Origin of the sequence: Streptomyces sp. NPDC001381 (genome assembly GCF_042895685.1) — a bacterium.
Classification (GTDB): domain Bacteria; phylum Actinomycetota; class Actinomycetes; order Streptomycetales; family Streptomycetaceae; genus Streptomyces.
Genome location: NZ_JBIAWO010000002.1, coordinates 756,634 through 783,517, shown reverse-complemented (window position 1 = coordinate 783,517; position 26,884 = coordinate 756,634). Strand labels below are relative to the sequence as shown.

The window sequence follows — 26,884 nt, the reverse complement described above, 5'->3', positions numbered from 1 at the left end:
GGGGGGGGGCGGCGGGGGGGCCGGCCGGCGGCCCGCGCGGCGGCCGCGCCCCCCCCGCGGGTGGTGGGGGGGGGGGGCGCCCCACGGCAGACGGGAATGTGACGACAGGGCCTAGCGCGGCTTCCAGGTGTACCGGTCGCCGCCCACCCAGCGCACCACGTCGGGATCGTCGAGGTCGTGGACGGTGATGCCGAAGGCGGCGGCCGTCTCCAGGACGTCGGTGACGGCGTGCGCCTCACCGACCACTTCGCCGTCGATTTCCACGATCCGGAACGGTGGCTTTCCCGGCTGCACACCGAGCACCATGATCCGCGGATGGGAGATGTAGGGGCTCGCGACTTCGGTCATGTAATAGAGCGTAAATCGCAACCGGCCGGTACGAATCGCCGGCGTCTCACCGCGACGCGGCGGAGCCGGGCAGGACCGGGCTCCCCGGGAAGGCGCGACGGGGGTCCGCGCTACCCGGGTGTGCACCGGACGAAACCGGGCCGCCCGTCGTGCGGGACGCACCGCCCTGGGGAACTCTGGACCCAGGAGGTGACGATGGATCCCGTCGAGGCCCTGGACCGGATCGCCTTCCTGCTCGAGCGGTCCCTGGCGCCCACGTACCGGGTGAAGGCGTTCCGTACGGCGTCCCGGGTGCTGGCGCGGCTGCCCGAGGGCGAGACGGCCCGGCGCGCCGAGGCCGGGACGCTGGAGTCGCTGAAGGGTGTGGGCCCCAGGACGGCCCAGGTGGTGCGCGAGGCGCTCGCCGGGGAGACGCCGTCCTACCTGCGGAAACTGGAGAGCGAGGTGGGACGGCCGCTCACCGACGGGGCCGGCGGGCGGCTGCGGGCGCTGCTGCGCGGCGACTGCCATCTGCACTCCGACTGGTCGGACGGCGGCAGCCCGATCGAGGAGATGGGCCGGGCGGCGGCGGCCCTGGGCCACGAGTGGGCCGTCCTGACGGACCACTCGCCGCGTCTGACGGTGGCCCGCGGGCTGTCGCCGGAGCGGCTGCGCCGGCAGCTGGAGGTGGTCGCGGAACTGAACGCGACCTGGACGCCGTTCCGGCTGCTGACCGGCATCGAGTGCGACATCCTCGACGACGGCTCCCTCGACCAGGAGCCGGAGCTGCTGGAGCGGGTCGACGTGGTCGTCGTCTCCGTGCACTCCAAGCTGCGCATGGAGGCCCGCGCGATGACCCGGCGCATGGTGGCCGCGGTGCGCGATCCGCACGCCGACATCCTCGGGCACTGCACCGGACGGCTGGTGACGGGCAAGGGACGGCCGGAGTCGGAGTTCGACGCGGACGAGGTGTTCGCGGCGTGCGCCGAGTCGGGCACGGCCGTGGAGATCAACAGCCGGCCCGAGCGGCTGGACCCGCCCCGGCGGCTGCTGCGCCGGGCCGTCGAGGCCGGGGTGCTGTTCTCGGTCGACACCGACGCGCACGCGCCGGGTCAGCTGGACTGGCAGATCCTCGGCTGCGCGCGGGCGGAGGAGTGCGGGGTGCCGCCGGAGCGGGTGGTGACCACCTGGCCGGTGGACGGGCTGCTGGCATGGACCCGGGAAGGGCGCGTCCCGGCGGGCGTGGGGGGTGCCTGACGTGGTACCCGGGCGCCACGAGAGAAGGGAACCGCCTATGGAACGCGCCGCCGTCTTCGACGTCGACGGCACCCTCGTCGACACCAACCACCTGCATGTGACCACCTGGTGGGAGGCCTTCCGGCAGGCGGGCCACCGGGTGCCGATGCACGCGGTGCACCGGGCCGTGGGACTCGGCTCCGACGACCTGATCGCCCACCTGCTGGGCGAGGACCGCGACACGGACGAGGACGCCGCGCTGAGCGCCGCGCACAAGGCGCTCTACGGGCAGTACTTCGACCGGCTGCCCCCGATGGCGGACGCCGGCGCGCTGCTGAGACGTCTGCACGGCGACGGCTGGACCGTCGTCCTCGCCACCTCGGCGAGCGGGGCCGAGCTGTCGGCGCTGCGCCGCGCCCTCGACGCCGACGAGGCCATCACCGCGACGGCGAGCGCGGACGACGTGGCGGAGGGCAAGCCCGCGCCGGAGCCGGTGGAGCACGCCCTGGAGCTGGCCGGGGTGCCCGCCGAGCGTGCGGTGTTCGTGGGCGACACGGTGTGGGACATGCAGGCGGGCCGCCGGGCGGGGGTGCGGTGTGTGGGCGTCCTGTGCGGCGGCATCCCGCGCGCCGACCTGGTGGAGGCGGGTGCGGAGGTGGTCTACGACGATCCGGCCGGCCTGCTGGCGGCGCTGCGGGAGAGCCCGCTGGCGTGAGGGTGAGCGCCAGGGGCGGCGCTTGACTTCGAGAGCACTCCAATCCGTAGCGTTCCGGGCATGAGCGACAGCGACACCGCACAGCACAAGATCGGCTCGGGCTTCGGCGCCACGAGCACCGCCGACGACGTCCTGCGGGGCATCGACCTGACCGGGAAGGTGGCGGTCGTCACGGGCGGCTACTCCGGCCTCGGGCTGGAGACCACCCGTGCGCTCGTCAAGGCCGGCGCCCGTGTCGTCGTCCCCGCGCGCCGCCCCGCGACGGCCCGCGAGAACCTCGGCGGCATCGAGAACGTCGAGGTGGACGAGCTGGACCTCGGTGACCTGGAGAGCGTGCGTTCCTTCGCCGACCGGTTCCTCGCCTCGGACCGCACGGTCGACCTCGTCATCGGCAACGCCGGGATCATGGCCTGCCCGGAGACCCGGGTGGGCCCCGGCTGGGAGGCGCAGTTCGCGACCAACCACCTCGGGCACTTCGCGCTCGTCAACCGTCTGTGGCCGGCGATCGAGCCCGGCGGGGCCCGCGTCGTGAGCGTGTCCTCGCGCGGCCACCACTTCTCCGGCATGCGCTGGGACGACGTCCACTGGCGGCACGGCTACGACAAGTGGCAGGCGTACGGCCAGGCGAAGACGGCGAACGTGCTGTTCGCCGTCCACCTCGACGCACTCGCCCGGGACCGCGGGGTACGGGCCTTCTCCCTCCACCCCGGCGGCATCCTCACGCCTCTGCAGCGGCACCTGCCCCGGGAGGAGATGGTGGCGAACGGGTGGATCGACGAGAACGGCGACCCGGTCCCGCAGCCGGGCTTCAAGACGCCGGAGCAGGGCGCGGCCACCCAGGTGTGGGCGGCGACCTCACCGCAGCTGGACGGCATGGGCGGCGTCTATCTGGAGGACTGCGACATCGCCGGGCCCGCCCCCGAGGACGGCGAGCGGGCCGGGGTGAAGGCGTGGGCGACGGACCCCGGCCAGGCGGCCCGGCTGTGGGAGCTGTCGGCGGAGCTGACGGGTGTGGACGCGTTCGCCTCGTAGCGTGTGCCAGGTGCCCGTGGGGCGGGTACTCGGTCGGTCCGCAGCACGGACCGCCGAGAGGAGCCTGAGGTGACCAGCTCAACGGGCAGCGACATCGTCGTCACGGGGGCCACCGGCAACGTCGGAACGAGTGTGGTGCGCCTGCTGTCGGGGGACCCGGCGGTCGCCTCGGTACGGGGTCTGGCCCGGCGGATCCCGGACTGGGCGCCGCCGAAGACCGGGTGGACCGGGGTGGACCTGGCGTCCGAGGACGTCGCTCTGACCGAGGTGTTCGAGGGCGCCGACGCGGTGGTCCACCTGGCCTGGGCGTTCCAGCCGACCCACGATCCGGCGGTGACCTGGCGCACCAACGTGCTGGGGAGCATCCGGGTGTTCGAGGCGGTGGCCGCCGCGAAGGTGCCCGTGCTGGTGCACGCCTCGTCGGTGGGCGCGTACTCGCCGGGTCCGAAGGAGCACGCGGTGGACGAGTCGTGGCCGACGCACGGCTGGCCGGACGCCGCGTACTGCCGGGAGAAGGCCTATCTGGAGCGGGCCCTGGACATCTTCGAACGGGACCATCCGGCGGTGCGGGTGGTCCGGATGCGGCCGGCGTTCCTGTTCAAGCGGGAGTCGGCGAGCGAGCAGCGGCGGATCTTCGGCGGCAGGGTCCTGCCCGGCCCGGTCGCCCGGCCCGACCTGCTGCCGTTCCTGCCCGACATCCCGGGTCTGCGCGTCCAGGCCCTGCACACCGACGACGCGGCCGAGGCGTACCGGCTCGCCCTGCGCACCGAGGTGCGCGGCGCGTTCAACCTGGCGGCCGAGCCGGCCGTGGACGCGGAGCTGCTGGGCGAGATGTTCGACGCCCGTCCGGTGCGTCTGCCGCGTACGGCGGCCCGCTCGGCGATCGCGGCGGCCTGGGGACTGCATCTGCTGCCGGCCTCGCCGCACCTCTTCGACGCGGTCCTGCGGCTGCCTCTGATGGACTGCACGCGGGCGCGCACCGAGCTCGGCTGGCGGCCGGAGCGTACGGCGACGGAGGTGCTGCGGGAGTTCCTGCGGGGGCTGCGCGGCGGAGACGGCGAGGCGACGGTGCCGATGCGGGGACGCAAGGTGGGCTGAGCACCGCTCGCGGCCGCCCGGCCGGCCGTGGCCCGCTCGTACGGCACGCGTCCGTCGCCGGCCCGGTCGTACGGGCCGGCGACGGCGGCGTGCCGGGGTCGTACGGGCCGGCGACGGACGCGTGCCGTACGAGCAGGGGCGGTCCCGGTTCAGGCCGAGGGCTCGTCCGGTACCGGCTGATCCGGGTTGGCGCCGGCCGCGTGAGGGGCGCCCCGGCGGCCGGTGCCCGCCTCGTCGGTGTCGGGGACGTCGGCGTCGGGCTCCTGGGGTCGCGGCGCGTCCCAGTGGTCCTCGCCGGTGTCGGCCTGCTGGTCGGGCAGGTCCCGCGGGATCGGCGTGCCGTTCTCGCCGGGGCCCTCGTCGCGGTGGTCGGCCACGGCGTGCTCCCTTCCGGATGACGTTCGTGGGAGCGCGAGTACCTCCGCCGTGACCGGCCAAACCTCAGTGCGGGGCGCGCTCCTCCAGTGCCGTGCGCCAGGCGGGCTGCGGGCCGCCGGCCAGCGGCTCGGGGCGCCTGCCGCCGCGGGCGAAGAAGTCGGCGAGCGGGAGGATCGCCGCCCCCACGGTGACCGCGTCGGGGCCGAGCCGGCCGAGTTCGACCGTGACCCTCCGGGCGGGGTGGCGCAGCGCGTACGCGGTGGCGTGGCGGCGTACGGCGGGCAGGAAGCGGGCGCCGAGCTGGAGGCCGGCCCAGCCGCCGATGAGGATGCGCTCGGGCTGGAAGAGGTTGATCAGGTCGGAGAGCCCGGCGCCCAGGTACTCGGCGGTCTCCTCCAGGACGGCGCGGGCGACGGGGTCGGCGTCGGTGCCGTCGTCCGGGTGGGCGGCGGCGAGCATCGCGGCGAGCGCGGTCTCCTCGTCGGTGTCCGCGGGGGGATGTCCGCCCTCCTCGCGCCAGCGGTCGAGGAGCGCCTCGGCCCCCGCGTAGGCCTCCAGGCAGCCGAGGGCCCCGCACCGGCAGCGGCGGCCCCGGACCCGTACCGTCAGATGGCCCCACTCCAGGGAACGGCCCTGTTCCGCCTCGGGGGTGACGAGGCTGGCGCCGACGCCGGAGCCGAAGAGGACCACCACGGCGTTGTGGGCGCCGCGTCCGGCGCCGAACCACATCTCGGCCTGGCCGAGGGTCCGGGCGCCGTTGTCGATGAAGTACGGGACGGTCGCCGGCAGCGGGGAGCCCTCGCGCAGCAGCGCCTCCAGCGGGACGGCGTCCCAGCCGATCGTCTGGCCGTGCACGACGGCGCCGCTTTCGGGGGTGTGCTCCACGATGCCGGGGACGCCGATCCCGACGCCGAGCAGCCGGTCCGGGGCGAGGCCCGCCGCCGTGAGCACCTCGGCGACGCCGTCGCGGATGTGGCCGACGATCCCCTCGACCTCGTACCGCTGCTGCTCCAGCGGGCGTTCCGCGCGGGCGAGTTCGGTGAGGGTGAGATCGAACAGCTCGATCCGCACCCGGGTCTCGCCGACGTCCACGCCGATCATGTGGCCGCTGGCGGGGGCGACGCGCAGCAGGATGCGGGGGCGGCCGCCGTCGGAGTCGACGCTGCCGGCCTCCTCGACGAGTCCGTCGGCGACCAGGTCGGCGACGACGTTGCTGACCGAGCCGGAGCTCAGGCCGGTGGCCGGGCCCAGTTCGAAGCGGCTGAGGGGGCCGTCGAAGTAGAGTCGTTGCAGGACGGCCGTGCGGTTGGCCCGCCTGAGATCGCGTACCGTACGCCCGTTCCGCCCCGCCATGACGCTCCCTTCGCACCCTGCCCGAGCTGCAACATACCCTTACGGCCGGGCCCGGCGCGACTTTCCTACAACCCTTAGTTCACGATGTGAGCTAAGCAGTCCGCCTTCCTGGCGCCCGCGCGCACCGCCGGGGTGCGCGCGATGGCCGCCGCCGTGACGGCGGGACATCGGGGATATTCACTGGTTCTCCTCGCTTCGGCTATTTACCCTAGGCGGATACCTAGAGGGCATAGGTTCATGGTCCACGACGGCACCCGGGAGACTCCCCATGAGGTCACTCACCGAGAGCGACATCCGCACCTCGTTCGTCAACTGCTCGAAGGGGGAGGCCAAGCGTCTGCCGACACCCCGTGATCTCGACCAACTCCCCTGGGAGGAACTGGACTTCCTGGGCTGGCGTGACCCGGGTGCGCCCGACCGGAGCTATCTGGTCGCCGAACGGCAGGGCGGACCGGTGGGTGTGACCCTGCGCTTCCCGCCGTCGCAGCGCGGCTTCCTGCACCGCAGCATGTGCTCGCTGTGCCTGACCACCCACCCCGGCGGCGGAGTGTCGCTGATGACGGCCCGCAAGGCGGGCGCGGCCGGCCGCGAGGGCAACTCGGTCGGCCTCTACATGTGCACGGACCTGGCCTGCTCCCTGTACGTACGCGGCAGGAAGGTCCCGGAGCGCGGCGGCCGCTTCGAGGAGAGCCTCACCACCGAGGAGCAGATCGCCCGGACGACGGGCAACCTGTCCGCCTTCCTCGACAAGCTGTACGTCTGAGGGCGCCGCGCCCCACGCCGGCGGGCCCGCCGCCACCGACTGTCCTTCCCCACCCGGTGAGCGCACCCTGGGTACGGAAGGGACGTTCGGGCAGCGTGGGGAAGGGGAACTGGTCCGGGGATGGAACAGGTAAGTGAGCGAGCGGCGCCGCTCGTGCGGTTCGTACAGCGCCATCGGGAACCCGTGGTCGTTCAGGCCTTCCGCTCCACGGCGGCGGCGACCCTCGCGTACGTCGTCGCCCTGCGGCTGAGCCCCGAGGCGGCCCCCCTCACCGCGCCGCTGACCGCGCTGCTGGTCGTCCAGGTCACCCTGTACGCGACACTCACCAACGGCGTCCGGCGGGTCAACTCGGTGGTGGCCGGCGTCCTGGTCGCCATCGCCTTCAGCCAGCTGGTGGGCCTGACCTGGTGGAGCCTCGCGCTGCTGATCCTCGCGGCACTGGCCGTCGGGCATCTGGTGCGGGTGGACGAGTACGTGCCCGAGGTGGCGATCAGCGCCATGCTGGTGCTCGGCGTCACCACCGTCGGGGACACGGCGTGGGCGCGGATCGTCGAGACCCTGATCGGCGCGGTCGTCGGACTCGGCATCAACCTGCTGCTGCCGCCACCGGTGTGGATCGAGGAGGCGGGCGAGTCGATCGAGGGGCTGGCCCGGCGGCTGCGCCAGCTGATGCTGCGCATCGGCGAGCAGGCGGCCGGGCGCCCGGCGGTCGAGGCGGCCGCCGCGCGGTTGCACGAGGCCCGGCGACTCGACCACGACATCGTGGACGTGGACGCGGCGCTGCGGCAGGCCGAGGACAGCCTGCGGCTCAATCCGCGGGTGCGGGAGGGGCTGCTGCACCGGGTGGTGCTGCGCACCGGTCTGGACACCCTGGAGATCTGCACGGTCGTCCTGCGGGTGCTGGCCCGCACCCTGACCGACCTCGCCAAGGAGCGCGAGCCTCAGCCGTTGTTCCCGGCCGAGACCGGCGAGGTCGTGGAGCGACTCCTGTCGGAGATCGCCGACGCCGTGGTCAGCTTCGCGGTGCTGGTCACCACGCACGTCAGCCTGAACGCGGACGCCGCCGAGGCCCGGCTCACCGCCGAGCTGCGGCAGGCCGCGGCCACCCGCGACAAGCTGGCCCAGTTGCTGCTGGAGCGGCTCCAGCACGACGCCCGCCAGTGGCAGCTGCACGGCGCGCTCCTGACCGAGGTGAACCGGATGCTCGACGAGCTCGACACCGAGCACCGCTCGCGCCGTCTGCTGGAGGAACTGGACCGGGTGTCGGGCGAGCAGCGCGCCCGCCTGCCGCGGCTGACCCGGCTGCGCGAGCGCCTGGGCGTGCAGGAGGAGCTGTGGCGGAACCGCACGGGCATCAGCAGGCGTTCTCCCTGAGAGGCGCCGGGACGGGGCCGGTGCGAGAGGGAGAGGGAGCGGGCCTGTGGCCAAAAGCGCGGTACGGATCGACGGAGACACACTGAGGCTGCCGGGCGGGGTGGCGGTGCGGTTCATGCGGACGCTGCGGCTGCCGGAGAGCGGCACGCACGCCCTGCCGCCCGGGCTGGGGGTGTTTCCCGTCCGCCGGGTCTCCGACCACCCGGACACCGTGCCCGCCGACTGGCTGGCGCGCGGGGGCGTGATGCTGCCGATGTACCTGCGCGAGGCGATGTGGCTGAGCTTCGGGGGCTCGACGGAACCGGCCGCGCTGCAGGTCGGTGCGGGCAAGGTGTGCGCGGTCTCCGGCAAGCCGTGGAGCGGCCGGCTCTCCCGTGACCCGCAGAACTACGTCACGCTGCCGCGGCAGCCCTGGCTGGACGGCATCAATTCCGGGAAGGGCACGGTGCGCCAGTTCGTGGCGGTGCCGCTCGGCCTGGGCGCGACGGTGGAGGGCCAGGTCACCGGCGAGGAGGTGTGGGGCGGGGTCCAGTTGCAGTCCTTCCCGCTGAACGAGGAGAAGCGCGCCGCCTGGCGGGAGGCCGAGCGTCGGCGCCTGATCCCGCCGCCGCCTCCCGCTTTCGGCGGCGGATACGGCGCCCCGCCCGCACCGGGCGCGATGCCGCAGCCGGGCGCGATGCCCGCACCGGGCGCGATGCCGATGATGCCCGCCGCGGCCGCCGCCCCGGGGAGCGCGCCGCCGGCCCGGGCGGCCGCGATGGGCCTGGGGGTGGGCGGTTCGATGCGGCAGGAGGTCTACCAGGACGTCCGCCCGGTCTCGGACTACGCGAAGGAACCCGCGGGCCGCGTGTTCGTGCACCTCGTGACGCCCCCGGAGTGGCGCCGCATCACCGGCGAGGAGCCGCCGCCGTCCCCCGTGGACCGCGCCGCGTACACCAACGCCGGGCTGCCCTGGTACGACTACTACGACCAGGACGCGCAGGACGTCGCGCCCAGCGACACCCTGGCCGCCGTCAAGCCCGTCGGCGAGTGGCTCGGCACCGACCTGGACCCGTGGCAGCCGCCCGCGCCCGGCCAGGTGCACCACCTCAAGGACGCGCCGGGGAAGCCGGTGGAGGACGGCGACTGGTAGCCGCCGCTCCCCCGGGCTCCGGGCTCCCGCTTTGCGTTCGCCGGGCCTTCCGGGACAAGGTGCTGTGGACGGCGTGGGGCGAGGGACGATCCGAGGTGCGGGCATGAACGGTGGGACCGGCGCGGCGGGAGGCTGGAGCAGGCGCCGCTTCGTCGGCGTGCTGGGCGGTGCGGCGGTGGCGTCCGCGTCGGCCGGCTGCGCCGGTGACGGCGGCTCGCCGCCGGCGGCCTCGACGGCGCGGGAGGCCCCGACGGCCCGGCAACCGTCGTCGTCCACGTCGCCCGCCGCCCCGGAGCCCGCACCGAGCCCCTCCGGCCCCCGGCCCCTCTACCTGGGCACCTACACCTCCGCCGAGGGCGGGGGGAAGGGCATCGGCGTCGCCTCGTACGACCCCGCGTCGGGGCGGATCACCGGCCGGGGCACGATCACCGGCGTCCCGGACCCGTCGTACCTCGCGGTGCACCCGGACGGCACGACGCTGTACGCGGTGAACGAGCGGGCGCGGGGCGCGGTGACCGCCGTGCGGCTGTCGGACCGGAGGGTCCTCGGCAGCAGGGCGACGGGCGGGTCCCACACCTGTCAGGTCTCCGTGCACCCCGGCGGGCGCTGGCTGCTGAGCGCCGACTACGGGTCGGGCAGCGTGACCGTGCACCCGATCGAGGCCTCGGGCGCGCTCGGCGAGCGCACCGACCGGGTCACCCACGCCCGTCCGGCCCCCGGGCCGGGGCAGCGGGGACCGCACGCCCACCAGTTCGTCACCGCGCCCGACGGCAGGCACGTCCTGGCCGTCGACCTCGGTACGGACACGGTGTACAGCTACCGCCTGGACGAGAAGGCCGGCACCCTCACCGAGGTGGCGCAGGCGCACACCCGGCCGGGCGCGGGACCGCGCCACCTCACGTTCCACCCCGGCGGCCGCCACGCCTACCTCGCCAACGAGGCCGACGACACGGTGGCCGTGTGTTCCTACGAGGCGTCCAGCGGCCGTCTGACGATCGGCGCGCCGCAGTCCACGGGCGCGAAGGCGGATCCCAGCTATCCGGCGCAGTTCGCGGTCACCGCGGACGGCAGGTACGCGTACCTGGCCAACCGCGGTGACAACACGCTCGCGCGGTACGCGGTGGAGGCGGACGGGGCCCGGCTGCGGCCGCTCGGCACGGTCCCGGTCGAGGGGGACTTCCCCCGGCAGATCGCCCTCTCGCCGGACGGCCACCTGCTGTTCGCGGCGAACCAGCGCTCCGGCACGGTCAGCGTGTTCGAGGTGGACGGCGGGAGCGGGGAGCTGCGGCTCGCGGGCGAGCCGTTCGTCTCACCCGTCGCGGTCTGTGCGCTGCCACTGTAGGGCGCGCGGGCAGGACGCGGCGCTCGCCTGGGTGAGCAGGACGTGCATGCGCTCGGTGAGCTGCCCGACGTCGTCGGCGGGCGCGTGGAAGGGCAGGCGCACGTCGCCGTGGGCGCGGACGCGCTCGATGCGCAGCGTCAGTCCGTGGCGGTCGACGGCGAGCGGCTGGACCCGTACGGCGCCGTGCAGGCTGTCGCGCCGGACCAGCCGGGTGAGCCGCTCGACGGCGTCCGGGTGGGCGTCGGCCAGATGGGTGAGCAGCTGGGCCTCGGCCGTGGCGAGGGGGTCGGGCGCGGCCGCGGCGAACTCGTCGAGGGCGACGGCGACCGCGCCGGGCGGCTGCTTCAGCACGATCCGGGTGGCGTGGAAGGCGAGGTGGTCGTCCTCGGGGGCGAACCAGCCCGCGAGCCAGAGCCGGGCCCGGACCCGGTGGCGTACGGGGACGGGCGCCACGTCGGCGAACTCCAGCACGGCGGACGGCTCCCCGCGGGGCGCGCAGATCGCCGCCGTGCGCAGGGAACTGTCCTCGGGCACGCGCAGATGCACCCGGCCGTCCTCGTCGACGGTGTGCGCGCCGACGAACTCCTCGCGTCCGCCGTCCGCGGTGACCGCGCAGGACCACGCGGCGGCCAGCACCGAACGGGCCCGCTCGGCCGTACCGGGCACGGCCGTCCAGCTGTGGCTGTCACCCATCCCAGACCTCCTTAGGTAAGCCTTGCCTAACCTATCGGAGTTCAGGGCGCGCGCCAACCGCACAGGTGATCCTGCGGGGCGCCCTTCCGTCCGCGACGAGACCGGCCGGCCCGCGCCGCGACCGTTCAGCCCGCGGCGATGACCCCGAGCAGCGCCCGCGCGCACAACTCCCGCACCTGCTCCCGCGTGAGGTCCGGACACCGCAGCCATTCCAGACAGACGGCCGTGATGAACGCCAGCCAGCCGCGCACCGCGAGGCGCACCTCGGGACGGCGCTCGAAGAGAGGGCCGAACTCCGGGTCGGCGCCCAGGGCGGCCAGGATCTGCTGCTCCTGCGCGGCCAGGGCCCGCTGGTAGACACGGCGGACGGTCTGGTCCCCGGCCGCGTCCGCGCGATGGAAGGCGCGGTAGCCGTGGGCATGGGTCTCGACGTACTCCAGATAGGTGTCGAGGCCCGAGGCGAGCTGTTCGCGGACCGGGACACCCGGCACCGCCGCCGTCATCCGGAGCATCCGCTCGCTCTCGCGCTCGACGACCGCCGCGAAGAAGTCCCGCTTGGTCGGGAAGTAGTGGTAGAGCAGCCCGCGCGAGACCCCGGCGATCTCGGCGACCTGCTCGATCCAGACGTCGTCGAACGGACTCTCGGAGAACAGCCGCGCGCCCACCGACAGGAGTTGTTCCCTGCGCTCCGCGGTGCTGAGTCGGCGCCGGGTGCGCTCGCCCTGGTTCGCGGCCATGCCCGCACTCTACTTGACGCCGGTTCGGCGGCAGGCCGACACTGGGCGCGCTATTGAACCCACGTACAACAGTTCCACCTGCCGCTGCATCAAGGGAGATCGCGTCATGGCGGAGACGGCGACGACGGCCGGGGCCGTGCTGCCCAAGGGTTTCCGGAGCGCGGAGCTCGGGTGGCCCGAACTGCACCGCATTCCGCATCCCCCGTACCGGCTCCCGCTGCTCGGCGACATCGTGGGTGCCGGCCGGCGCACCCCCTTGCAGGACTCCCTGCGGTACGGCCGGGAGCTGGGGCCGATCTTCCGGCGCAAGGTGTTCGGCAGGGAGTTCGTGTTCGTGGGGGGCGCGGAGCTCGCCGCCGACATGGCCGACGAGTCACGGTTCGCCAAGCACGTGGGGCTGGGGATCGCCAACCTGCGGCCGGTCGTCGGCGACGCGCTGTTCACCGCGTACAACCACGAGCCCAACTGGCAGCTGGCGCACGACGTCCTGGCTCCGGGGTTCAGCCGGGAGGCCATGGCGGCCTACCACCCGATGATGCTGGACGTCGCCGACCGGCTCACCGGCCACTGGGACCGCGAGCTGGCCGCCGGACGCTCGGTCGACGTGCCCGGGGACATGACCAAGCTCACCCTGGAGACGATCGCGCGCACCGGATTCGGGCACGACTTCGGCTCGTTCGAGCGCGCCCGGCTCCATCCCTTCGTGACGGCGATGGTGGGCACGCTCACCTACGCCCAGCGCCTCAACACCCTGCCGTTCCCCGGTCTGCTGCGGCGGGCCGCGCGGCAGAACGAGGCGGACATCGCCTATCTCGACCGCACGGTCGACGCACTCGTACGGGCGCGTCGCAGCCGGGGCGGCGGGGACGGGGACCTGCTCGACCGGATGCTCGACACCGCGCACCCCGGGACGGGCGAGCGGCTGTCGGCGCAGAACGTGCGCCGCCAGGTCATCACCTTCCTGGTCGCGGGCCACGAGACCACCTCCGGCGCGCTCTCGTTCGCCCTGCACTACCTCTCCCTGAACCCGCGGATCGCGGCCCGCGCCCGCGCCGAGGTGGACCGGGTGTGGGGCACCACGGCCGTGCCCGGGTACGACCAGGTGGCCAAGTTGCGGTATGTGCGCCGGGTCCTCGACGAGGCACTGCGGCTGTGGCCGACGGCGCCCGCCTTCGCGCGGGAGGCCCGCGAGGACACCCTGCTGGGCGGGGAGCATCCGATGCGGCAGGGGGCCTGGGCCCTGGTGCTGACCGCGATGCTGCACCGCGATCCGCGGGTGTGGGGCGCCGACGCCGACCGGTTCGACCCGGACCGCTTCGAGGCCTCGGCCGTACGGGGCCGTCCCCCGCACACCTACAAGCCGTTCGGCACGGGTGCGCGGGCCTGCATCGGACGCCAGTTCGCGCTGCACGAGGCCACGCTGGTGCTCGGCCTGCTGCTGCGCCGCTACGACCTGCGGCCCGACCCGGCGTACCGGCTGCGGGTCACCGAGCGGCTGACACTGATGCCGGAGGGACTGCGGCTGCGCCTGGAGCGGCGTACGGCGCCCGCGGCACCGGCCGGGACCGGGCCGGAACCGGCCGGGACCGGGCCGGAGGAAGCGGGGTCAGCGGTGCGCTGTCCAGTGCACCGGGCGGGTGACTGACCCCGGCAGCCTGGTGCCCGCGCCGCCCCGGGCCGCGTTCAGCTGCGGCTGGGTCAGGAAGAACGCCCCGGTCAGGTCGGCGTCGGTGAGGTCGGTGTCGCGCAGGTCGGCCCCGATCAGGTCCGCGCCGCGCAGATCGGCGCCGGTGAGGTCGGCGGCTATCAGGTAGGCGCCCCGCAGGTTCGCGCCGCGCAGATCGGCGCCCTTGAGCCGGGCGCCCATCAGATCGGCGCCCCGGCGGTCCTTCCTGCGTCCGCCGACGCCGGCCCGGGCGAGCTCGCTGGTCCTCAGCAGCAGGACGTTGACCTCCTGGCGGTGGGCCGGGACGTCCAGCGCGGCCAGCTCCTCCGGGGTCCCGCCGGTGAGCGCCTCGGTGCGCTCCAGGAGCCGGCGCAGTTCCGGGTGGACCGGGCGGGCGGCCGGCAGGGCGAGGGCCTCGGTGAGGTACCAGAGCAGCTCGTGCAGCTGGCGGACGACCGGGAACACCTCGAACATGAGCCGGGCGTGCTCGCGCGGGGCGCCCCGCCAGTCCCGGCCGCCGAACGTGACCTGCGAGACCTGCTGGCCGGCGCCGAAGCAGTCGTAGACCGTGCAGCCGGTGTAGCCCTGCTGCCGCAGCCGGTCGTGGATGCCGCAGCGGTGGTCCGCCGCCAGGTTGGGGCAGGGGCTGCCCGCGGGCTTGTCGCGCGCGAAGTCCGCGGAGCGGGCGAAGGGCAGGGCCACACAGCACAGGCCGAAGCAGTTCCCGCAGTCGCCGCGCAGTTCTTTCCGGCCCGCTGTCTGGTCTCGCATGCCCTCCACCCTACTGACCTGCCCTCACACTCCCTCCGGGACGTCCAGGGCGGCCACGCGCTCCGGGTCGGCGAGGATGTACAGGGCGACGATCCGGCCGTCGACGACGGTGACGCCCATGACCGAGCGCACCTCGCCCTCGGGACCGTTGAGGATCCCGACCGCGCCGCCGACCAGCGCCAGCCGCCCGGACGGCGCCATCTGCCGGAAGAACATGGCCTGTTCGGCGACCGTTTTCGCGCCGTGCACGACCTTGGAGGCGGCCGCGCCCCGCACCAGCGCCCCGGCGTCGGCCCGCAGCACCACATCGGGGTGGAGGACGGAGAGCAGCGCCTCGAAGTCCCCGGCGCGGGCCGCGGCCAGGAAGGCGGACACCACCTCGCGCTGACGGCCGGGATCCGGTTCCGCCGACGGCGTGGCGCCCTGCACCCTGCGGCGTGCGCGGCTGGCCAGCTGGCGGGTCGCGGCCGTGCCGCGCTCCACGATCGGGGCGATGTCGTCGAAGGGGACGGCGAACATGTCGTGCAGCACGAACGCGAGCCGCTCGGCCGGCTCCAGCGTCTCCAGGACGACCAGCAGGGCGAGCCCCACCGCGTCGGCCTGGAGCACCTCCTGCTCGGGGTCGGTCCGGTCGAGGGGTCTGATCACCGGGTCGGGCACGAAGGTGTCGTACCCCTCGTCGATGGGCTGTTCGCGGCGGGCGGTGCGCGAGCGCAGCAGGTCCAGACAGACCCGGCCGATCACCGTGGTCAGCCAGCCGCCCAGGTTGCGTACGTCCCCCACGTCGCTGCGGCCGAGCCTCAGCCAGGTCTCCTGCACGGCGTCGTCCGCCTCGCTGAGCGAGCCCAGCATCCGGTAGGCGACGGCCTTGAGATGCGCCCGGTGCTCCTCGAAGCGCTCCGCCAGTACGTCTGTGTCGTTCACTCAGCCTCTCCCCCTGTCGGCCCTGGTCCCTATCGGTTGAACAGCTCGAACGCCACGGCCGGCCGGCCGCCGAACCGCTCCCCCACCGAGTGCGCGACCCCGGTCAGGAAGCGGCGGACGTACGTCTCCGGGTCCTCGTCGGTGAGCGCCTCCAGGTAGGCGCGGTGTTCGAGCAGGGAGCGCACCGCGCGCTCCAGGCCCGCCGAGGCGTCCACGGCGTGGGTGGGGGTGGCCGAGCCGGCGACCGCGACCCAGCGCACGCCGTTCCAGGGCTCGAGGCCCTGCTCGGTGAGCTCCGGGAAGATCCAGCGGTTGCCGGCGTCCCCGGCGGCGTCGAGCACGGCGCGGCCCACGGCGACGTGGTCGGGCGTGTTCCAGGCGACTCCGCCCCAGGTGTCGCGGTGGTTCAGCGTGATGACGAGTTCGGGACGGTGCCGGCGGACGGCGGCGGCGATGTCCCGGCGCAGGGCGGGGCCGTACTCGATCACTCCGTCCCGGTGGTCCAGGAACTCCACCGTCGACACCCCCACGACCGCCGCGCTCGCCCGCTGCTCACGCTCGCGCAGCGGGCCGCACTCGGCGGGCGCGATCGTGTCGATGCCCGCCTCGCCGCGCGTCGCCAGGACGTAGGCGACCTCGCGGCCGGCGTCGGTCCAGGCGGCGACGGCCGCGGAGCACCCGTACTCCAGGTCGTCCGGGTGCGCCACGACGGCCAGGGCCCGCCGCCAGTCCTCCGGCATGGGCAGGAGCTGAGTGATCGTCGGCTCGGTCATGCCTGAAGACTAATCGGTGACACCGACATCACACTTCGTCACGGACGAGGGCCAGCAGCCGGTCCAGGACCCGGGGACCGCCGGCCCGGACGCCGTCGTGCTCGAACTCGTCGGTGACCCAGGTGCGCAGGCCATGGATCGCGCGGGCGGTGCGCAGCGAGTGGGCGGTGTCGACGTACAGGTCGTCGTGGTAGATCGCGGCGGCCACCGGGACCTCGTTGGCGGCGAGGCGGGCGGGGTCGTAGAGCGGCGTCCAGTCGGTGCGGGCGGCTAGGAGTTCTGCGGTCTCGCGCAGCGGGCGCAGTGCGGGGTCGGTGTCGAACATCCAGGGGTGGATCGTTTCGCCGGTCAGCAGCAGCGGTCCGTCGCCGGTGAGCGTCTTCGCCGCGTCGAACTGCGGGAACTCGGCGCGCACCCGTTCGGCCGACCAGGCGGTGGGGCGGGCGTCCTGGCCGTAGATCGCCTCGTGGACGAGGGCGTACAGCGGGTGGCCGGCGAAGGAGAGCTTGCTCTGCATCTCCTCCTGGAAGGCGTCGGAGAGCTCCGGGCCGTGCGGGGTGCGGACGAAGGCCTCTTCGAGGAGGTGGTGCAGACGGTGGCTGCCCTCGCCGCCCCCGAGCATGATGCCGAGGGTCTGGAAGGCCTCGACGGTGAGCCGGTAGCCGCTCGGGAGGGTGACCTCGTGCCGCAGCAGGTGGTCGGCGATCCGGCGGACCCGCTCGACGTCCTGCGGGTAGCGGGCGTAGTGGGCGGCGGTCTTGCGTTCCATGCGCGGGTAGGCGGCGCGGTAGACGTCGTCGGCGTGGGCGTCGAGGGAGGGCAGGCCGCCGGTGATCAAGGCGGCGGCGAGGCCCTCGGGGGCGAGCGAGAGGTAGCTGACCGTGCAGAAGCCGCCGAAGCTCTGGCCGAGGACGGTCCACGGGGCGCCGCCGGTGACCTCGGGGCGGATGGTCTCGCAGTCGCGGACGATCGAGTCGGCGCGGAAGTGCGTGAGGTAGCCGGCCTGCTCGGCCGGGCCGCCGCGCAGCGGGAGCGTCTGGCGGTTGGCGGGGGTGGAGTGGCCGGTGCCGCGCTGGTCGAGAAGGAGGACGCGGAACTCCTTCAGGGCGCGCCCGAGCCAGGCCGGCCTGCCGACGAAGCGGTGGGCGCCGAAGCCGGGGCCGCCCTGGAGGTACAGCAGCCAGGGCAGGTCCTGGCCGGCCTTGTCGCCGGCGACGACCTCACGGGCGTACAGCTCGATGGTCTCCCCCGACGGGTCGGTGTGGTCGAGGGGGACGGTGAAACGGCGGTCGGTGAGTACGACGCCGGGCTGGCGGTAGCTGGAGGACAACAGGGGTCTCCTGGACGCTCGGTGTACGGGCCGCGTCCCACTTCAGCACATGTCCGGGCGCGTGCGGAGCCCGGGGGATCATGAACGGCTACTGAACGGCGGCTCAGCGCGCCGAGAGGCTGGAACGGCGCACCACCAGTTCCGGCTGGAGCACCACCCGCCGGTGCTCGTGCCTGCGGCCGCTCCCGCTCTCCTCGGTCTCCTCCAGCAGCATCTCGGCGGCCAGGGCGCCCATGGTGACGGCGGGCTGGCGGACCGAGGTGAGCGGGACGGCCGCGGCGGCGGCGAACTCGATGTCGTCGTAGCCGACGATGGCGAGATCGTCGGGGACCCCGACGCCGGCCGCGTACATGGCCTGCAGGACACCGAGGGCGAGCAGGTCGTTGGCGCAGAACACGGCCGTGGGGCGGTCGGCGAGCCCGAGCAGCCGGGCGCCGGCGTCCCGGCCGGCGGCCACGTCGAGCCGCTCGGTGGGCAGCTCGCGCAGGCACTCCGGGCCGAGGCCCGCCTCCGCGAGCGCGTTCAGGGCGCCGGTGCGGCGGTCGCGGACCTGGTTGAAGCCGGGCGGCCCGCTGACGTACGCGATGGAGCGGTGTCCGGCGTCGACGAGATGGCGTACGGCGAGCGCGCCGCCCGCCACGTCGTCCACCGACACCGAGCACTCGGTGGTGCCCTCGGAGACCCGGTCGACCAGCACGAACGGGATGCCGTGGCGGCGGAAGGACTCGATGTTGCGGCCGGTCGCGTCGGCCGGGGTGAGCAGCACGCCCCGCACCCGCTGCTCGGCGAAGAGGGAGAGGTACTCGGCCTCCTCGCCGACGCTCTCGGCGCTGTTGCAGACCATCACACCGAGCCCGGCGTCCCGGGCGGCCCGCTCGGCGCCACGCGCGACGTCCACGAAGAAGGGGTTGCCCATGTCGAGGACGAGCAGCCCCATGATGCGGCTGCGGCCGGCCCGCAGCTGGCGCGCCGACTCGCTGCGCACGTAACCGAGCCGGTCTATCGCGGACAGCACCCGGGCCCGGGTCTCGGTCGCGACGGTGTCCGGGCGGTTGATGACGTTGGACACCGTGCCGACGGAGACTCCGGCGGCACGGGCGACGTCCTTGATACCCACCGACTGGGCCATCAGGCGGGGACCTCCAGGTGAGCGCGGTACGGCGGGACGGCCTTCACATTACCGTCACCGCGCCGCACCGCTGTCCGGGAAGCTGTCCGCGTCATGCGGGCAGCGCGAAGTCGATGACGTGGAGCGCCGAGGGGGTCGTCCCGCTCGACTTCTCCTGGTACATGAACGACAGCGTGTTGTCGGCCTTGACCCGCAGCTCGTCGATCACGACCTCGCCGAAGGCGTTCAGCCCGCTGCCGTCGAACAACACCGTCCAGTCGGTGTACCCGGAGGACTTCGAGGCGCCGGCGATCCGGCCGAAGGGGAAGATCGCGTAGGCGTTGTCGTACTTGTCGAGGATCAGCTTGGTGCGCTGGCTCGAGCCGAGGACGACGGGGATCTCCGTCTTCTGCCAGGTGCCCGAGGAGTTCTTGCGGACGTGGAAGGCGCGGCCGTTGGCGGTGCGGTCGCCGACGTAGCCGGTGGTGCACTGGCCGAAGCGGCCGGGGACGTAGCTGATGATCGCGTGCGGGAGGCCGGCGGAGTCGGTGAACTGGCTCTCCTGGTTCATCAGGGAGTGGTCCGGGTTGAGGGGGTCGACGACCAGGCCGCTGTCGGTGACCGCCACCTTGTCGGAGCCGCCGGTGGTGCCGACGACCGTGCCCGCGTTGTTGCGCCAGGTGCGGCCCCGGTCGTCGGAGTAGACGTATCCGGTGTCGTGGTTGGTGATGCCGCCGCTGCTGCACATGACGGCGGCGTTCTGCTCGCGCCAGGTGAAGAAGGAGTGCAGCCGGCCGTTGACGTCGTAGTCGATGCCGTGGAGGTACATGTTGCGGGCGGTCGAGGAGCCGTGCTCGCTGGTGTAGGTCCCGGTGGCGCTGGTCCACTCCCCGAGCGCCGTCCACGTCGAACCGTCGTACTCGGCGAGGGCGTTGCGGCCGTTGCCGGAGACGCCGACCCGGTAGCTGAGCTGGAGCCGGCCCTCAGGGGTGGAGACGAACTGCGGGTAGGTGAACTGCGTGGTGAGGGAGAGGCCGTCCATGGTCGTCTGCACGGCGCCGAAGACGGACGAGGTCCAGGCGGTGGAGGCGGGGTTGTCCATGAGCCCGGCGACCGACTTCACGTAGAAGTAGCCGTTGCTGTGGGAGTCCATGTTGAGGTGCAGCCGGCCGTCGGTCCTGGAGACGCCCATGGAGATGACGTTGTGGGAGTCGCTCGCCTTGAGGACGTGCGGGAGGGTGACGGTCGACCAGGTGCCGCCGCCGAGGACGCGGCGGCCGACGACCGCGTTGCCGGTGGAGGTGTACCAGGTGGCGTACTGGTAGCCCTTGTAGGTCAGCAGGCCGTTCTTCTGGAACGAGTTGTTGTTGACCAGGCCGTCGTAGGAGACGAAGAAGAGGGCCGTGGCGTCGAGTCGGGTGGTGCTCGTGCGGGTGACCGAGGGGCCGGGGTCGGCGGCGCGTGCGGTGCCGGTGGTGAGGGCGGGGGTCAGCACGGCCGAGGTGAGGGCGGCTCCCAGGAGCGTACGTCTCTTCATCGCGGGGGACTCCATCGTCGTACGAGGAAGGGCGGGGGGACGAACGGGTCAGGCGAGGTGGAAGACCTCGGTGAGCGGTTTCATGGCCTCGTCGGGGCGGGCGCCGTCGAGGGACTCGAAGAACGGCGCCATCTCCGCCTGCCAGCGGGCGTTGACGTCGGTGGCCGCCATGCCGGCCTGGGCGGCCTCGAAGTCGTCGGTCTCCAGGTAGCCGACGAGCAGGCCGTCGTCTCTGAGGAAGAGGGAGTAGTTGTGCCAGCCGGTGGCCGAGAGAGCTTCGAGCATCTCCGGCCACACGGCGGCGTGGCGTTCGCGGTACTCGGCGAGCTTGTCCTGACGGACCTTGAGCAGGAAGCAGACGCGCTGCATGAAGTACCGCTCCTTCGGATCAGAAGTTGAACTGGTCGATGTTCTTGGCGTCGAACACGGTCGGCTTGCCGAGGCTGATCACGCCGTCCTTGCCGATGGTGTAGGTGGTGGAGCCGGCCTTGAAGGTCTCGCCCTCCTTGCCGGTGATCTGGCCGGAGACCAGCGCGACGGCGGTCTGCGCGGCCAGCGCGCCGAGCTTCGAGGGGTCCCACAGCTCGAAGGCGTCGACGGTGCCGTTCTTGACGTACTTGCGCATGTCGTTGGGGGTGCCGAGGCCGGTCAGCTTGACCTTCCCCTTGTACTTGGAGCCCGACAGGTACTGGGCGGCGGCCTTGATGCCGACCGTGGTCGGGGAGATGATCCCCTTCAGGTTCGGGTACTCCTGGAGCAGGCCCTGGGTCTGCTGGAAGGACTGCTGGGCGTCGTCGTTGCCGTAGGCCACCTTGACGAGCTTGACGTCCTTGTACTTGGCGTCCTTCAGCTCGTCCTTCATGAAGTCGATCCAGGTGTTCTGGTTCGTCGCGGTCTGCGCGGCGGACAGGATCGCGATCTCGCCCTTGTAGCCGATCTGCTCGGCGAGCAGCTGCACCTCGGTGCGGCCCAGGTCCTCGGCGGAGGCCTGCGAGACGAAGGCGTTGCGGCAGCCGGCGTTGGTGTCGGAGTCGTAGGTGACGACCTTGATGCCGTTGCTCATGGCCTGCTTGAGCGCGGTGCACAGGGCGCCCGGGTCCTGCGCGGACACGGCCATCGCGTCGACCTGCTGCTGGGTGAGGGTGTTGACGTACGACACCTGCCCGGAGGTGTCGGTGGCGCTGGACGGGCCGACCTCCTTGTAGCTGGAGCCCAGCTCCTTCAGGGCCGCCTCGCCGCCCTTGTCGGCGGAGGTGAAGTACGGGTTGTTGACCTGCTTGGGCAGGAAGCCGACGGTCAGGCCCTTCTTGGTGGCCGCGTTCGGGTCGGCCTTGCCGGTGGCGGCCGCCGAGGCGCCCTCGCTCTTGACGTCCTCCTTGGTGGTGCCGCCGCAGGCGGTGGCGGCGAGGGCGAGGGAGGAGACGGCGGCGAGGGCCGCACAGGCACGACGGAGGGAAGACTTGCGCATCACGGGGTTCCTTTACGAAGGTGAGCGAAGCGGGGTTTACGCCGTCGGGGTCGAGGCTGCGGCCCTACGGCCCGCCCGTGCGACGGAGATCTGGCGTGCGACCCGGGGGCCGAGCACGGAGACGACGAGCAGGACGCCGGTGACGACGATCTGCGACTGGGCGGAGACGTTGAGCAGGCTCATCACGTTCTGCAGCGCGCCGAGCAGGAAGACTCCCGCAATCGCCCCGCCGAGCGTGCCCTTGCCGCCGTCGAAGTCGATGCCGCCGAGGAGGACGGCCGCGACGACGGAGAGTTCGAGGCCGGTGGCGTTGTCGTAGCGGGCGCTGGCGTAGTGCAGGGCCCAGAAGATCCCGGTGAGGGAGGCCATCAGGCCGGTCACCGTGAACAGGATCAGCTTCTGCCGCTTGACGCGGATGCCGGCGAACCGCGCGGCCTCCTCGCTGGCGCCGATCGCGAAGAGCGAGCGGCCGAAGGGGGTGGCGTGCAGGACGACCACCGCGACCGCGAGCAGGACCAGGAAGGGCAGGAAGGCCTGTGGGAGGAAGCTGTTCCCGACCCGTCCGGCCGCGAAGTCCAGGTACGGGGAGGGGAAGTCGGTCACCGCGTCGGAGCCGAGCACGATCTGGGCGATGCCCCGGTAGGCGGCGAGGGTGCCGATGGTGACGGCGAGGGAGGGCAGCCCGAGACGGGTCACGAGCAGGCCGTTGACCAGCCCGCAGACCACCCCGAGCAGCAGGCAGACCGGGATGATCGTCTCGATGGTCATGCCCTGGTTCCACAGGGCGCCCATCACCGCGCCGGACAGACCGGCCGTGGAGGCGACCGAGAGGTCGATCTCCCCGGAGACCACGAGCAGGGTCATCGGCAGGGCGATCAGCGCGATCGGCAGGGTGTTGCCGATCAGGAAGGACAGGTTCAGCGCGTTGCCGAAGCCGTCGACGAAGGAGAAGGAGAACAGCAGCAGGACGATCAGGAGGGCGCTCACCACGGTGTCCCAGCGGACCACGCGATGCGCGAGGGTTCCGGACTCAGGCACGTGCGTCCCCCTTCACTGCGGCCGGCTTCACGGACGCCGACTTCTTCTTCAGGGCGAGCGCCACCCGCAGGGCCACGATCCGGTCGACCGCGATCGCCAGCAGGAGCAGGACGCCGTTGATGGCGAGCACCCAGACCGAGCTCACGCCGAGTGCGGGCAGGACGCTGTTGATGGAGGTCAGCAGCAGCGCGCCGAGTGCGGCGCCGTAGACGCTGCCGGAGCCGCCGGTGAAGACGACACCGCCGACCACGACCGCGCTGACCACGGTGAGTTCGTAGCCGTTGCCGGTCCCGGAGTCGACGTTGCCGAACCGGGCCAGGTACATCGCGCCGGCGAGGCCGGCCAGTCCGCCGCAGAAGGTGTACGCGGCGAGGATCCGCTTGCGCACCGGGATGCCGGCGAGGCGGGCGGCCTCCGGGTTGGAGCCCAGGGCGTACAGTTCGCGGCCGCTGCCGAAGTGCTTGAGGTAGTACGCCGTCGCCACCAGCACCGCCAGGGCGATCAGCGCGAGATACGGCACGGCCGAGATGCCGCCGGAGCCGAAGTCCACGAAGCCGCCGGGCAGGTCGGCGGCCGTGATCTGCCGGGAGCCGACCCAGATGGAGTCGATGCCCCGGATGATGTAGAGCGTGCCGAGGGTGACGACGAGGGCCGGTACCTGACCGAGGCTGACGAGCAGGCCGTTGAGGAGCCCGAAGCCGGTGCCCAGCAGCACGGCCAGCGCGATCGCGATCACCGGGTTGCCGCCGCCGTGCAGGTAGGTGCCCGCGGCGAAGGCGGTGATGCCGAGGGTGGAGCCGACCGACAGGTCGACGTTGCGGGTGATGACGACCAGGGACTGGCCGGTGGCGACCAGCACCAGGATGGTCGCGTTCAGCAGCAGGTCCTTGATGCCCTGCTCGGAGAGGAACTCGCTGTTGCCGGCCTGGGTGACGGCGATCATCACCAGGAAGACCAGCAGGATGGCGAGTTCGCGCATCTTGAAGACGCGGTCGACGAGGCGGGTGCCACTGGACCTGGGCGCCTCGGCGACGGGGGCCTGTCCGGGAGCGGTGACCGTCATGCGGCGGCCCTCCCGACGGTGGTGGGCCTCATGCGGCGGCCCTCCCGGTGGCTGCGGCCATCACGGTTTCCTCGGTGGCGTCGGAGCGGGGGATCTCGGCGGTGAGCCGGCCCTCGTGCATCACGAGCACGCGGTCGGCCATGCCGAGGATCTCGGGCAGGTCGGAGGAGATCATCAGGACGGCGACCCCGTCGGCGGCCAGCTCGCTCAGCAGCCGGTGCACCTCGGCCTTGGTGCCGACGTCGATGCCGCGCGTCGGCTCGTCGACGATCAGCACCTTGGGGGCGGTGGCCAGCCATTTGGCGAGCACCACCTTCTGCTGGTTGCCGCCGGAGAGCGTGTTGACGGCGTCGGCGATCCGGGCGTACTTCACCTGGAGCTTGACCGCCCAGTCGAGGGAGCGGCTGCGTTCGGCGTTCCGGTCCATCAGGCCGGCCCTGACGGTCGTGCGCAGGCCGGTGAGGCCGATGTTGCGCTCGATGGACATGTCCATCACCAGGCCCTGGGCGCGCCGGTCCTCCGGCACCAGGGCGAGGCCCGCGGCCATCGCGGTGGAGGGGGCGCCGTTGGTGAGCGGGCGGCCGTCGACCGTCACCTCGCCGGCGTCCCAGCGGTCGATGCCGAAGACCGCGCGGGCGACCTCGGTGCGGCCCGCGCCGACGAGCCCGGCGAGACCGACGATCTCACCGCGCCGGACCTCGAAGGAGACGTCGGTGAAGACGCCCTCGCGGGTGAGGCGGTGGACGCTGAGGGCGACCTCGCCCGGGGTGACGTCCTGCTTGGGGTAGAGCTCGTCGAGGTCGCGGCCGACCATACGGCGGACCAGGTCGTCCTCGGTCATGCCCTCGACCGGTTCGCTGGCGATCCAGGCGCCGTCGCGCAGGGTCGTCACCCGCCGGCAGATCTCGAAGATCTCCTCCAGGCGGTGGGAGATGAAGAGGACGGCCGCGCCCTGCTCGCGCAGGGTGCGCACCACGCCGAAGAGGCGGGCGACCTCGCTGCCGGTGAGGGCGGCGGTCGGCTCGTCCATGATCAGGACGCGGGCGTCGAAGGAGAGCGCCTTGGCGATCTCGACGATCTGCTGGTCGGCGATGGACAGTCCGCGCGCCGGGCGGTCGGGGTCGAGGTCGACGCCGAGCCGCGCCATCAGGGCGGTGGTGGCGGCGTGGGTGGCCTTGTGGTCGATCCGGCCGAGGGCGCGCCGGGGCTGGCGGCCCATGAAGATGTTCTCGGCGATCGAAAGGTCGGGGAAGAGCGTGGGTTCCTGGTAGATCACGGCGATGCCGGCGTCCCGGGCGTCGCCGGGGCCGTGGAAGACGACGGGCTCGCCGTCGAGCAGCACCCGGCCGGCGTCCGGTCGGTGCACCCCCGCGAGGGTCTTGATCAAGGTCGACTTGCCCGCGCCGTTCTCGCCGGCGAGGGCGTGCACCTCGCCGGGGAACAGCTCCAGGGAGACGCCCCGCAGGGCGCGTACGGCGCCGAAGGACTTGGCGACGTCCCTCAGCGCCAGCACCGGGGCCGGTCCCGTGTCGGACGGGTGGGTCATGGGTGGCTCCTCGACGACTGCTGCGGACCGTCCCATCGGGGCGTCACAGCGTCGTGAAAGGTTTCAACTGGATTGCCGGGACGTTAGGCATGCGGGGCATGTCACGTCAATGGGTCCGTCTCGAAAATCTTTCGATAGCCGAAGGTCACGCGGCGGTCACGGAAAGGGTGCACGGACGAAAGGGTTGACACTCCCGCCGCGGCCTCATAGCTTCCCGTTCTGAATCGTTTCATCCGGCCCTGGTGCCGGACCGATGTCACAGGAGCCCGAAGTGACCGACCTCGCCGCGGTGAAGGCCGCGCTGAAGACCCAGGCCGTCGAGACGCCGTCGTGGGCGTACGGGAACTCGGGGACCCGTTTCAAGGTGTTCGCGCAAGCGGGTGTGCCGCGTACCCCGCAGGAGAAGCTGGACGACGCGGCGCAGGTCCACGCGGTCACCGGTGTGGCCCCGACGGTGGCGCTGCACATCCCGTGGGACAAGGTGGAGGACTACTCCGCACTTGCGAAACACGCCGAGGACCGGGGGGTGAAGCTGGGGGCGATCAACTCCAACACCTTCCAGGACGACGCCTACAAGCTGGGCAGCGTCTGCCATCCCGACGCGGGGGTGCGGCGCAAGGCCGTCGGTCATCTGCTGGAGTGCGTCGACATCATGGACGCGACCGGCTCCGCGGATCTGAAGCTGTGGTTCGCGGACGGCACGAACTATCCCGGCCAGGACGATGTGCGGGGCCGGCAGGACCGGCTGGCCGAGGGGCTGGCCGAGGTGTACGAACGGCTGGGCGACGGGCAGCGGATGCTGCTGGAGTACAAGTTCTTCGAGCCGGCCTTCTACACCACCGACGTCCCGGACTGGGGCACGGCGTACGCGCACTGTCTGAAGCTGGGGCCGAAGGCGCAGGTCGTGGTCGACACCGGGCACCACGCGCCGGGGACCAACATCGAGTTCATCGTGGCCACGCTGCTGCGGGAGGGGAAGCTCGGCGGGTTCGACTTCAACTCCCGGTTCTACGCCGACGACGACCTGATGGTGGGCGCGGCGGATCCCTTCCAGCTGTTCCGGATCATGTACGAGGTCGTGCGTGGGGGCGGGTTCACCTCCGAGGTGGCGTTCATGCTGGACCAGTGCCACAACATCGAGGCGAAGATCCCGGCGATCATCCGGTCCGTGATGAACGTGCAGGAGGCCACCGCGAAGGCCCTGCTGGTCGACCGGCCGGCGCTGGCCGCCGCGCAGGCCTCCGGGGATGTGCTGGAGGCGAATGCCGTGCTGATGGACGCGTACAACACGGACGTGCGTCCGCTGCTGCGTGAGGTGCGGGAGGAGATGGGGCTGGACCCCGACCCCATCGCCGCGTACCGGGCGTCCGGGTGGGCGGAGAAGATCGTCGCTGAGCGAGTGGGAGGGGAACAGGCCGGTTGGGGCGCGTGAGCGTCCGCCTTCACCTGTGCATCGCGGACTGCGGGCCCCTCGTGGCTG

General features: G+C 72.8%; 26 protein-coding genes. 10 read left to right on the top strand and 16 right to left on the bottom strand.

Annotation, left to right across the window (positions count from 1 at the left end; all coding sequences use genetic code 11):
- Nucleotides 1-111: 111 nt before the first annotated feature.
- Nucleotides 112-348 carry a hypothetical protein gene (locus ACFY2L_RS10575; protein WP_390656539.1) on the bottom strand — a complete coding sequence of 79 codons (237 nt, stop codon included), beginning with the start codon at nucleotides 346-348 and terminating at the stop codon, nucleotides 112-114.
- A 195-nt stretch (nucleotides 349-543) separates the two neighbouring features.
- Here ACFY2L_RS10575 and ACFY2L_RS10570 point away from each other — a divergent pair, with 195 nt between their 5' ends.
- The 4 genes from ACFY2L_RS10570 to ACFY2L_RS10555 all read left to right on the top strand — a co-directional run bounded on the left by ACFY2L_RS10570 (nucleotide 544) and on the right by ACFY2L_RS10555 (nucleotide 4,408).
- Nucleotides 544-1,584, top strand: a complete 1,041-nt coding sequence (locus ACFY2L_RS10570; protein ID WP_390822049.1) for a PHP domain-containing protein — start codon at nucleotides 544-546, stop codon at nucleotides 1,582-1,584.
- A gap of 37 nt (nucleotides 1,585-1,621) precedes the next feature.
- Nucleotides 1,622-2,278, top strand: a complete 657-nt coding sequence (locus ACFY2L_RS10565; RefSeq protein ID WP_390656537.1) for an HAD family hydrolase — start codon at nucleotides 1,622-1,624, stop codon at nucleotides 2,276-2,278.
- Between the two features lie 60 nt (nucleotides 2,279-2,338).
- Nucleotides 2,339-3,310, top strand: a complete 972-nt coding sequence (locus ACFY2L_RS10560) for an SDR family NAD(P)-dependent oxidoreductase (protein ID WP_390656536.1) — start codon at nucleotides 2,339-2,341, stop codon at nucleotides 3,308-3,310.
- Nucleotides 3,311-3,379: 69 nt separating this feature from the next.
- Nucleotides 3,380-4,408 (top strand): SDR family oxidoreductase, encoded by a 1,029-nt coding sequence (locus ACFY2L_RS10555; RefSeq protein ID WP_390656535.1) that lies wholly within the window; start codon nucleotides 3,380-3,382, stop codon nucleotides 4,406-4,408.
- Between the two features lie 149 nt (nucleotides 4,409-4,557).
- Here the strand turns inward: ACFY2L_RS10555 and ACFY2L_RS10550 are convergent, their stop codons facing one another.
- Together ACFY2L_RS10550 and ACFY2L_RS10545 are read right to left on the bottom strand one after the other, a co-directional pair.
- On the bottom strand, nucleotides 4,558-4,785 hold the full coding sequence (locus ACFY2L_RS10550; protein WP_390656534.1) for a hypothetical protein: 228 nt from the start codon (nucleotides 4,783-4,785) through the stop codon (nucleotides 4,558-4,560).
- A gap of 64 nt (nucleotides 4,786-4,849) precedes the next feature.
- Entirely contained in the window at nucleotides 4,850-6,139 is a 1,290-nt protein-coding gene (locus tag ACFY2L_RS10545) for an ROK family protein (protein ID WP_390822048.1), read from the bottom strand.
- Nucleotides 6,140-6,407: 268 nt separating this feature from the next.
- On the opposite strand from ACFY2L_RS10545, the gene ACFY2L_RS10540 reads away from it, so the two are divergent.
- The 4 genes from ACFY2L_RS10540 (at nucleotide 6,408) to ACFY2L_RS10525 (ending at nucleotide 10,750) form a co-directional block, all read left to right on the top strand.
- Nucleotides 6,408-6,902 (top strand): FBP domain-containing protein, encoded by a 495-nt coding sequence (locus ACFY2L_RS10540; protein WP_390656532.1) that lies wholly within the window; start codon nucleotides 6,408-6,410, stop codon nucleotides 6,900-6,902.
- A 120-nt stretch (nucleotides 6,903-7,022) separates the two neighbouring features.
- Nucleotides 7,023-8,276, top strand: coding sequence for an FUSC family protein (locus ACFY2L_RS10535; protein WP_390656531.1), 1,254 nt, complete (start codon nucleotides 7,023-7,025; stop codon nucleotides 8,274-8,276).
- A 46-nt stretch (nucleotides 8,277-8,322) separates the two neighbouring features.
- Nucleotides 8,323-9,408 (top strand): hypothetical protein, encoded by a 1,086-nt coding sequence (locus ACFY2L_RS10530; RefSeq protein ID WP_390822047.1) that lies wholly within the window; start codon nucleotides 8,323-8,325, stop codon nucleotides 9,406-9,408.
- 103 nt (nucleotides 9,409-9,511) lie between these two features.
- Nucleotides 9,512-10,750, top strand: coding sequence for a lactonase family protein (locus ACFY2L_RS10525; RefSeq protein ID WP_390656529.1), 1,239 nt, complete (start codon nucleotides 9,512-9,514; stop codon nucleotides 10,748-10,750).
- Here the strand turns inward: ACFY2L_RS10525 and ACFY2L_RS10520 are convergent.
- On the bottom strand, nucleotides 10,718-11,443 hold the full coding sequence (locus ACFY2L_RS10520; protein ID WP_390822046.1) for a DUF2470 domain-containing protein: 726 nt from the start codon (nucleotides 11,441-11,443) through the stop codon (nucleotides 10,718-10,720). The genes ACFY2L_RS10525 and ACFY2L_RS10520 overlap by 33 nt on opposite strands.
- A 125-nt stretch (nucleotides 11,444-11,568) precedes the next feature.
- Nucleotides 11,569-12,180 carry a TetR/AcrR family transcriptional regulator gene (locus ACFY2L_RS10515; protein WP_390822045.1) on the bottom strand — a complete coding sequence of 204 codons (612 nt, stop codon included), beginning with the start codon at nucleotides 12,178-12,180 and terminating at the stop codon, nucleotides 11,569-11,571.
- Between the two features lie 106 nt (nucleotides 12,181-12,286).
- On the opposite strand from ACFY2L_RS10515, the gene ACFY2L_RS10510 reads away from it, so the two are divergent.
- On the top strand, nucleotides 12,287-13,825 hold the full coding sequence (locus ACFY2L_RS10510; RefSeq protein WP_390822044.1) for a cytochrome P450: 1,539 nt from the start codon (nucleotides 12,287-12,289) through the stop codon (nucleotides 13,823-13,825).
- On the opposite strand, the gene ACFY2L_RS10505 is transcribed toward ACFY2L_RS10510, so the two are convergent.
- From ACFY2L_RS10505 to ACFY2L_RS10455, 11 genes are all read right to left on the bottom strand, one after another.
- Nucleotides 13,787-14,617 (bottom strand): pentapeptide repeat-containing protein, encoded by an 831-nt coding sequence (locus ACFY2L_RS10505; protein WP_390822043.1) that lies wholly within the window; start codon nucleotides 14,615-14,617, stop codon nucleotides 13,787-13,789. The genes ACFY2L_RS10510 and ACFY2L_RS10505 overlap by 39 nt on opposite strands.
- Before the next feature lie 24 nt (nucleotides 14,618-14,641).
- Complete coding sequence (locus tag ACFY2L_RS10500) at nucleotides 14,642-15,541, bottom strand: sigma-70 family RNA polymerase sigma factor (protein WP_390656523.1); 900 nt, start codon at nucleotides 15,539-15,541, stop codon at nucleotides 14,642-14,644.
- A 29-nt stretch (nucleotides 15,542-15,570) separates the two neighbouring features.
- Nucleotides 15,571-16,314 carry a PIG-L deacetylase family protein gene (locus tag ACFY2L_RS10495; protein ID WP_390822042.1) on the bottom strand — a complete coding sequence of 248 codons (744 nt, stop codon included), beginning with the start codon at nucleotides 16,312-16,314 and terminating at the stop codon, nucleotides 15,571-15,573.
- Nucleotides 16,315-16,342: 28 nt separating this feature from the next.
- Nucleotides 16,343-17,644 (bottom strand): alpha/beta fold hydrolase, encoded by a 1,302-nt coding sequence (locus ACFY2L_RS10490; protein ID WP_390656520.1) that lies wholly within the window; start codon nucleotides 17,642-17,644, stop codon nucleotides 16,343-16,345.
- A 103-nt stretch (nucleotides 17,645-17,747) separates the two neighbouring features.
- On the bottom strand, nucleotides 17,748-18,773 hold the full coding sequence (locus tag ACFY2L_RS10485; RefSeq protein ID WP_390656519.1) for a LacI family DNA-binding transcriptional regulator: 1,026 nt from the start codon (nucleotides 18,771-18,773) through the stop codon (nucleotides 17,748-17,750).
- 91 nt (nucleotides 18,774-18,864) lie between these two features.
- Nucleotides 18,865-20,289 (bottom strand): BNR repeat-containing protein, encoded by a 1,425-nt coding sequence (locus ACFY2L_RS10480; protein ID WP_390822041.1) that lies wholly within the window; start codon nucleotides 20,287-20,289, stop codon nucleotides 18,865-18,867.
- Between the two features lie 48 nt (nucleotides 20,290-20,337).
- Nucleotides 20,338-20,658 carry an L-rhamnose mutarotase gene (locus ACFY2L_RS10475; RefSeq protein ID WP_390656516.1) on the bottom strand — a complete coding sequence of 107 codons (321 nt, stop codon included), beginning with the start codon at nucleotides 20,656-20,658 and terminating at the stop codon, nucleotides 20,338-20,340.
- Between the two features lie 19 nt (nucleotides 20,659-20,677).
- Nucleotides 20,678-21,757 carry a rhamnose ABC transporter substrate-binding protein gene (gene rhaS / locus ACFY2L_RS10470; protein ID WP_390656514.1) on the bottom strand — a complete coding sequence of 360 codons (1,080 nt, stop codon included), beginning with the start codon at nucleotides 21,755-21,757 and terminating at the stop codon, nucleotides 20,678-20,680.
- A 36-nt stretch (nucleotides 21,758-21,793) separates the two neighbouring features.
- Complete coding sequence (locus ACFY2L_RS10465) at nucleotides 21,794-22,795, bottom strand: ABC transporter permease (protein WP_390822040.1); 1,002 nt, start codon at nucleotides 22,793-22,795, stop codon at nucleotides 21,794-21,796.
- Nucleotides 22,788-23,858, bottom strand: a complete 1,071-nt coding sequence (locus tag ACFY2L_RS10460; RefSeq protein WP_390656511.1) for an ABC transporter permease — start codon at nucleotides 23,856-23,858, stop codon at nucleotides 22,788-22,790. The genes ACFY2L_RS10465 and ACFY2L_RS10460 overlap by 8 nt, the downstream gene beginning before the upstream one ends.
- A 28-nt stretch (nucleotides 23,859-23,886) precedes the next feature.
- Nucleotides 23,887-25,404, bottom strand: coding sequence for a sugar ABC transporter ATP-binding protein (locus tag ACFY2L_RS10455; protein ID WP_390656510.1), 1,518 nt, complete (start codon nucleotides 25,402-25,404; stop codon nucleotides 23,887-23,889).
- Nucleotides 25,405-25,675: 271 nt separating this feature from the next.
- Here ACFY2L_RS10455 and rhaI point away from each other — a divergent pair, with 271 nt between their 5' ends.
- A complete protein-coding gene (rhaI, locus tag ACFY2L_RS10450; protein WP_390656509.1) occupies nucleotides 25,676-26,836 on the top strand; it encodes an L-rhamnose isomerase in 1,161 nt (386 codons plus the stop codon).
- Nucleotides 26,837-26,884: the final 48 nt, after the last annotated feature.

Excerpts from the sequence above, each read along its gene's own strand:
- rhaS (WP_390656514.1), bottom strand. The coding sequence starts at position 21,757 with ATGCGCAAGTCTTCCCTCCGTCGTGCCTGTGCGGCCCTCGCCGCCGTC.
- ACFY2L_RS10520 (WP_390822046.1), bottom strand. The coding sequence starts at position 11,443 with ATGGGTGACAGCCACAGCTGGACGGCCGTGCCCGGTACGGCCGAGCGG.
- ACFY2L_RS10455 (WP_390656510.1), bottom strand. The coding sequence starts at position 25,404 with ATGACCCACCCGTCCGACACGGGACCGGCCCCGGTGCTGGCGCTGAGG.
- ACFY2L_RS10495 (WP_390822042.1), bottom strand. The coding sequence starts at position 16,314 with ATGACCGAGCCGACGATCACTCAGCTCCTGCCCATGCCGGAGGACTGG.
- ACFY2L_RS10540 (WP_390656532.1), top strand. The coding sequence starts at position 6,408 with ATGAGGTCACTCACCGAGAGCGACATCCGCACCTCGTTCGTCAACTGC.
- ACFY2L_RS10460 (WP_390656511.1), bottom strand. The coding sequence starts at position 23,858 with ATGACGGTCACCGCTCCCGGACAGGCCCCCGTCGCCGAGGCGCCCAGG.
- ACFY2L_RS10525 (WP_390656529.1), top strand. The coding sequence starts at position 9,512 with ATGAACGGTGGGACCGGCGCGGCGGGAGGCTGGAGCAGGCGCCGCTTC.
- ACFY2L_RS10570 (WP_390822049.1), top strand. The coding sequence starts at position 544 with ATGGATCCCGTCGAGGCCCTGGACCGGATCGCCTTCCTGCTCGAGCGG.
- ACFY2L_RS10480 (WP_390822041.1), bottom strand. The coding sequence starts at position 20,289 with ATGAAGAGACGTACGCTCCTGGGAGCCGCCCTCACCTCGGCCGTGCTG.
- ACFY2L_RS10545 (WP_390822048.1), bottom strand. The coding sequence starts at position 6,139 with ATGGCGGGGCGGAACGGGCGTACGGTACGCGATCTCAGGCGGGCCAAC.
- ACFY2L_RS10515 (WP_390822045.1), bottom strand. The coding sequence starts at position 12,180 with ATGGCCGCGAACCAGGGCGAGCGCACCCGGCGCCGACTCAGCACCGCG.
- ACFY2L_RS10475 (WP_390656516.1), bottom strand. The coding sequence starts at position 20,658 with ATGCAGCGCGTCTGCTTCCTGCTCAAGGTCCGTCAGGACAAGCTCGCC.
- ACFY2L_RS10565 (WP_390656537.1), top strand. The coding sequence starts at position 1,622 with ATGGAACGCGCCGCCGTCTTCGACGTCGACGGCACCCTCGTCGACACC.
- ACFY2L_RS10510 (WP_390822044.1), top strand. The coding sequence starts at position 12,287 with ATGGCGGAGACGGCGACGACGGCCGGGGCCGTGCTGCCCAAGGGTTTC.
- ACFY2L_RS10535 (WP_390656531.1), top strand. The coding sequence starts at position 7,023 with ATGGAACAGGTAAGTGAGCGAGCGGCGCCGCTCGTGCGGTTCGTACAG.
- ACFY2L_RS10575 (WP_390656539.1), bottom strand. The coding sequence starts at position 348 with ATGACCGAAGTCGCGAGCCCCTACATCTCCCATCCGCGGATCATGGTG.
- ACFY2L_RS10505 (WP_390822043.1), bottom strand. The coding sequence starts at position 14,617 with ATGCGAGACCAGACAGCGGGCCGGAAAGAACTGCGCGGCGACTGCGGG.
- ACFY2L_RS10560 (WP_390656536.1), top strand. The coding sequence starts at position 2,339 with ATGAGCGACAGCGACACCGCACAGCACAAGATCGGCTCGGGCTTCGGC.
- ACFY2L_RS10485 (WP_390656519.1), bottom strand. The coding sequence starts at position 18,773 with ATGGCCCAGTCGGTGGGTATCAAGGACGTCGCCCGTGCCGCCGGAGTC.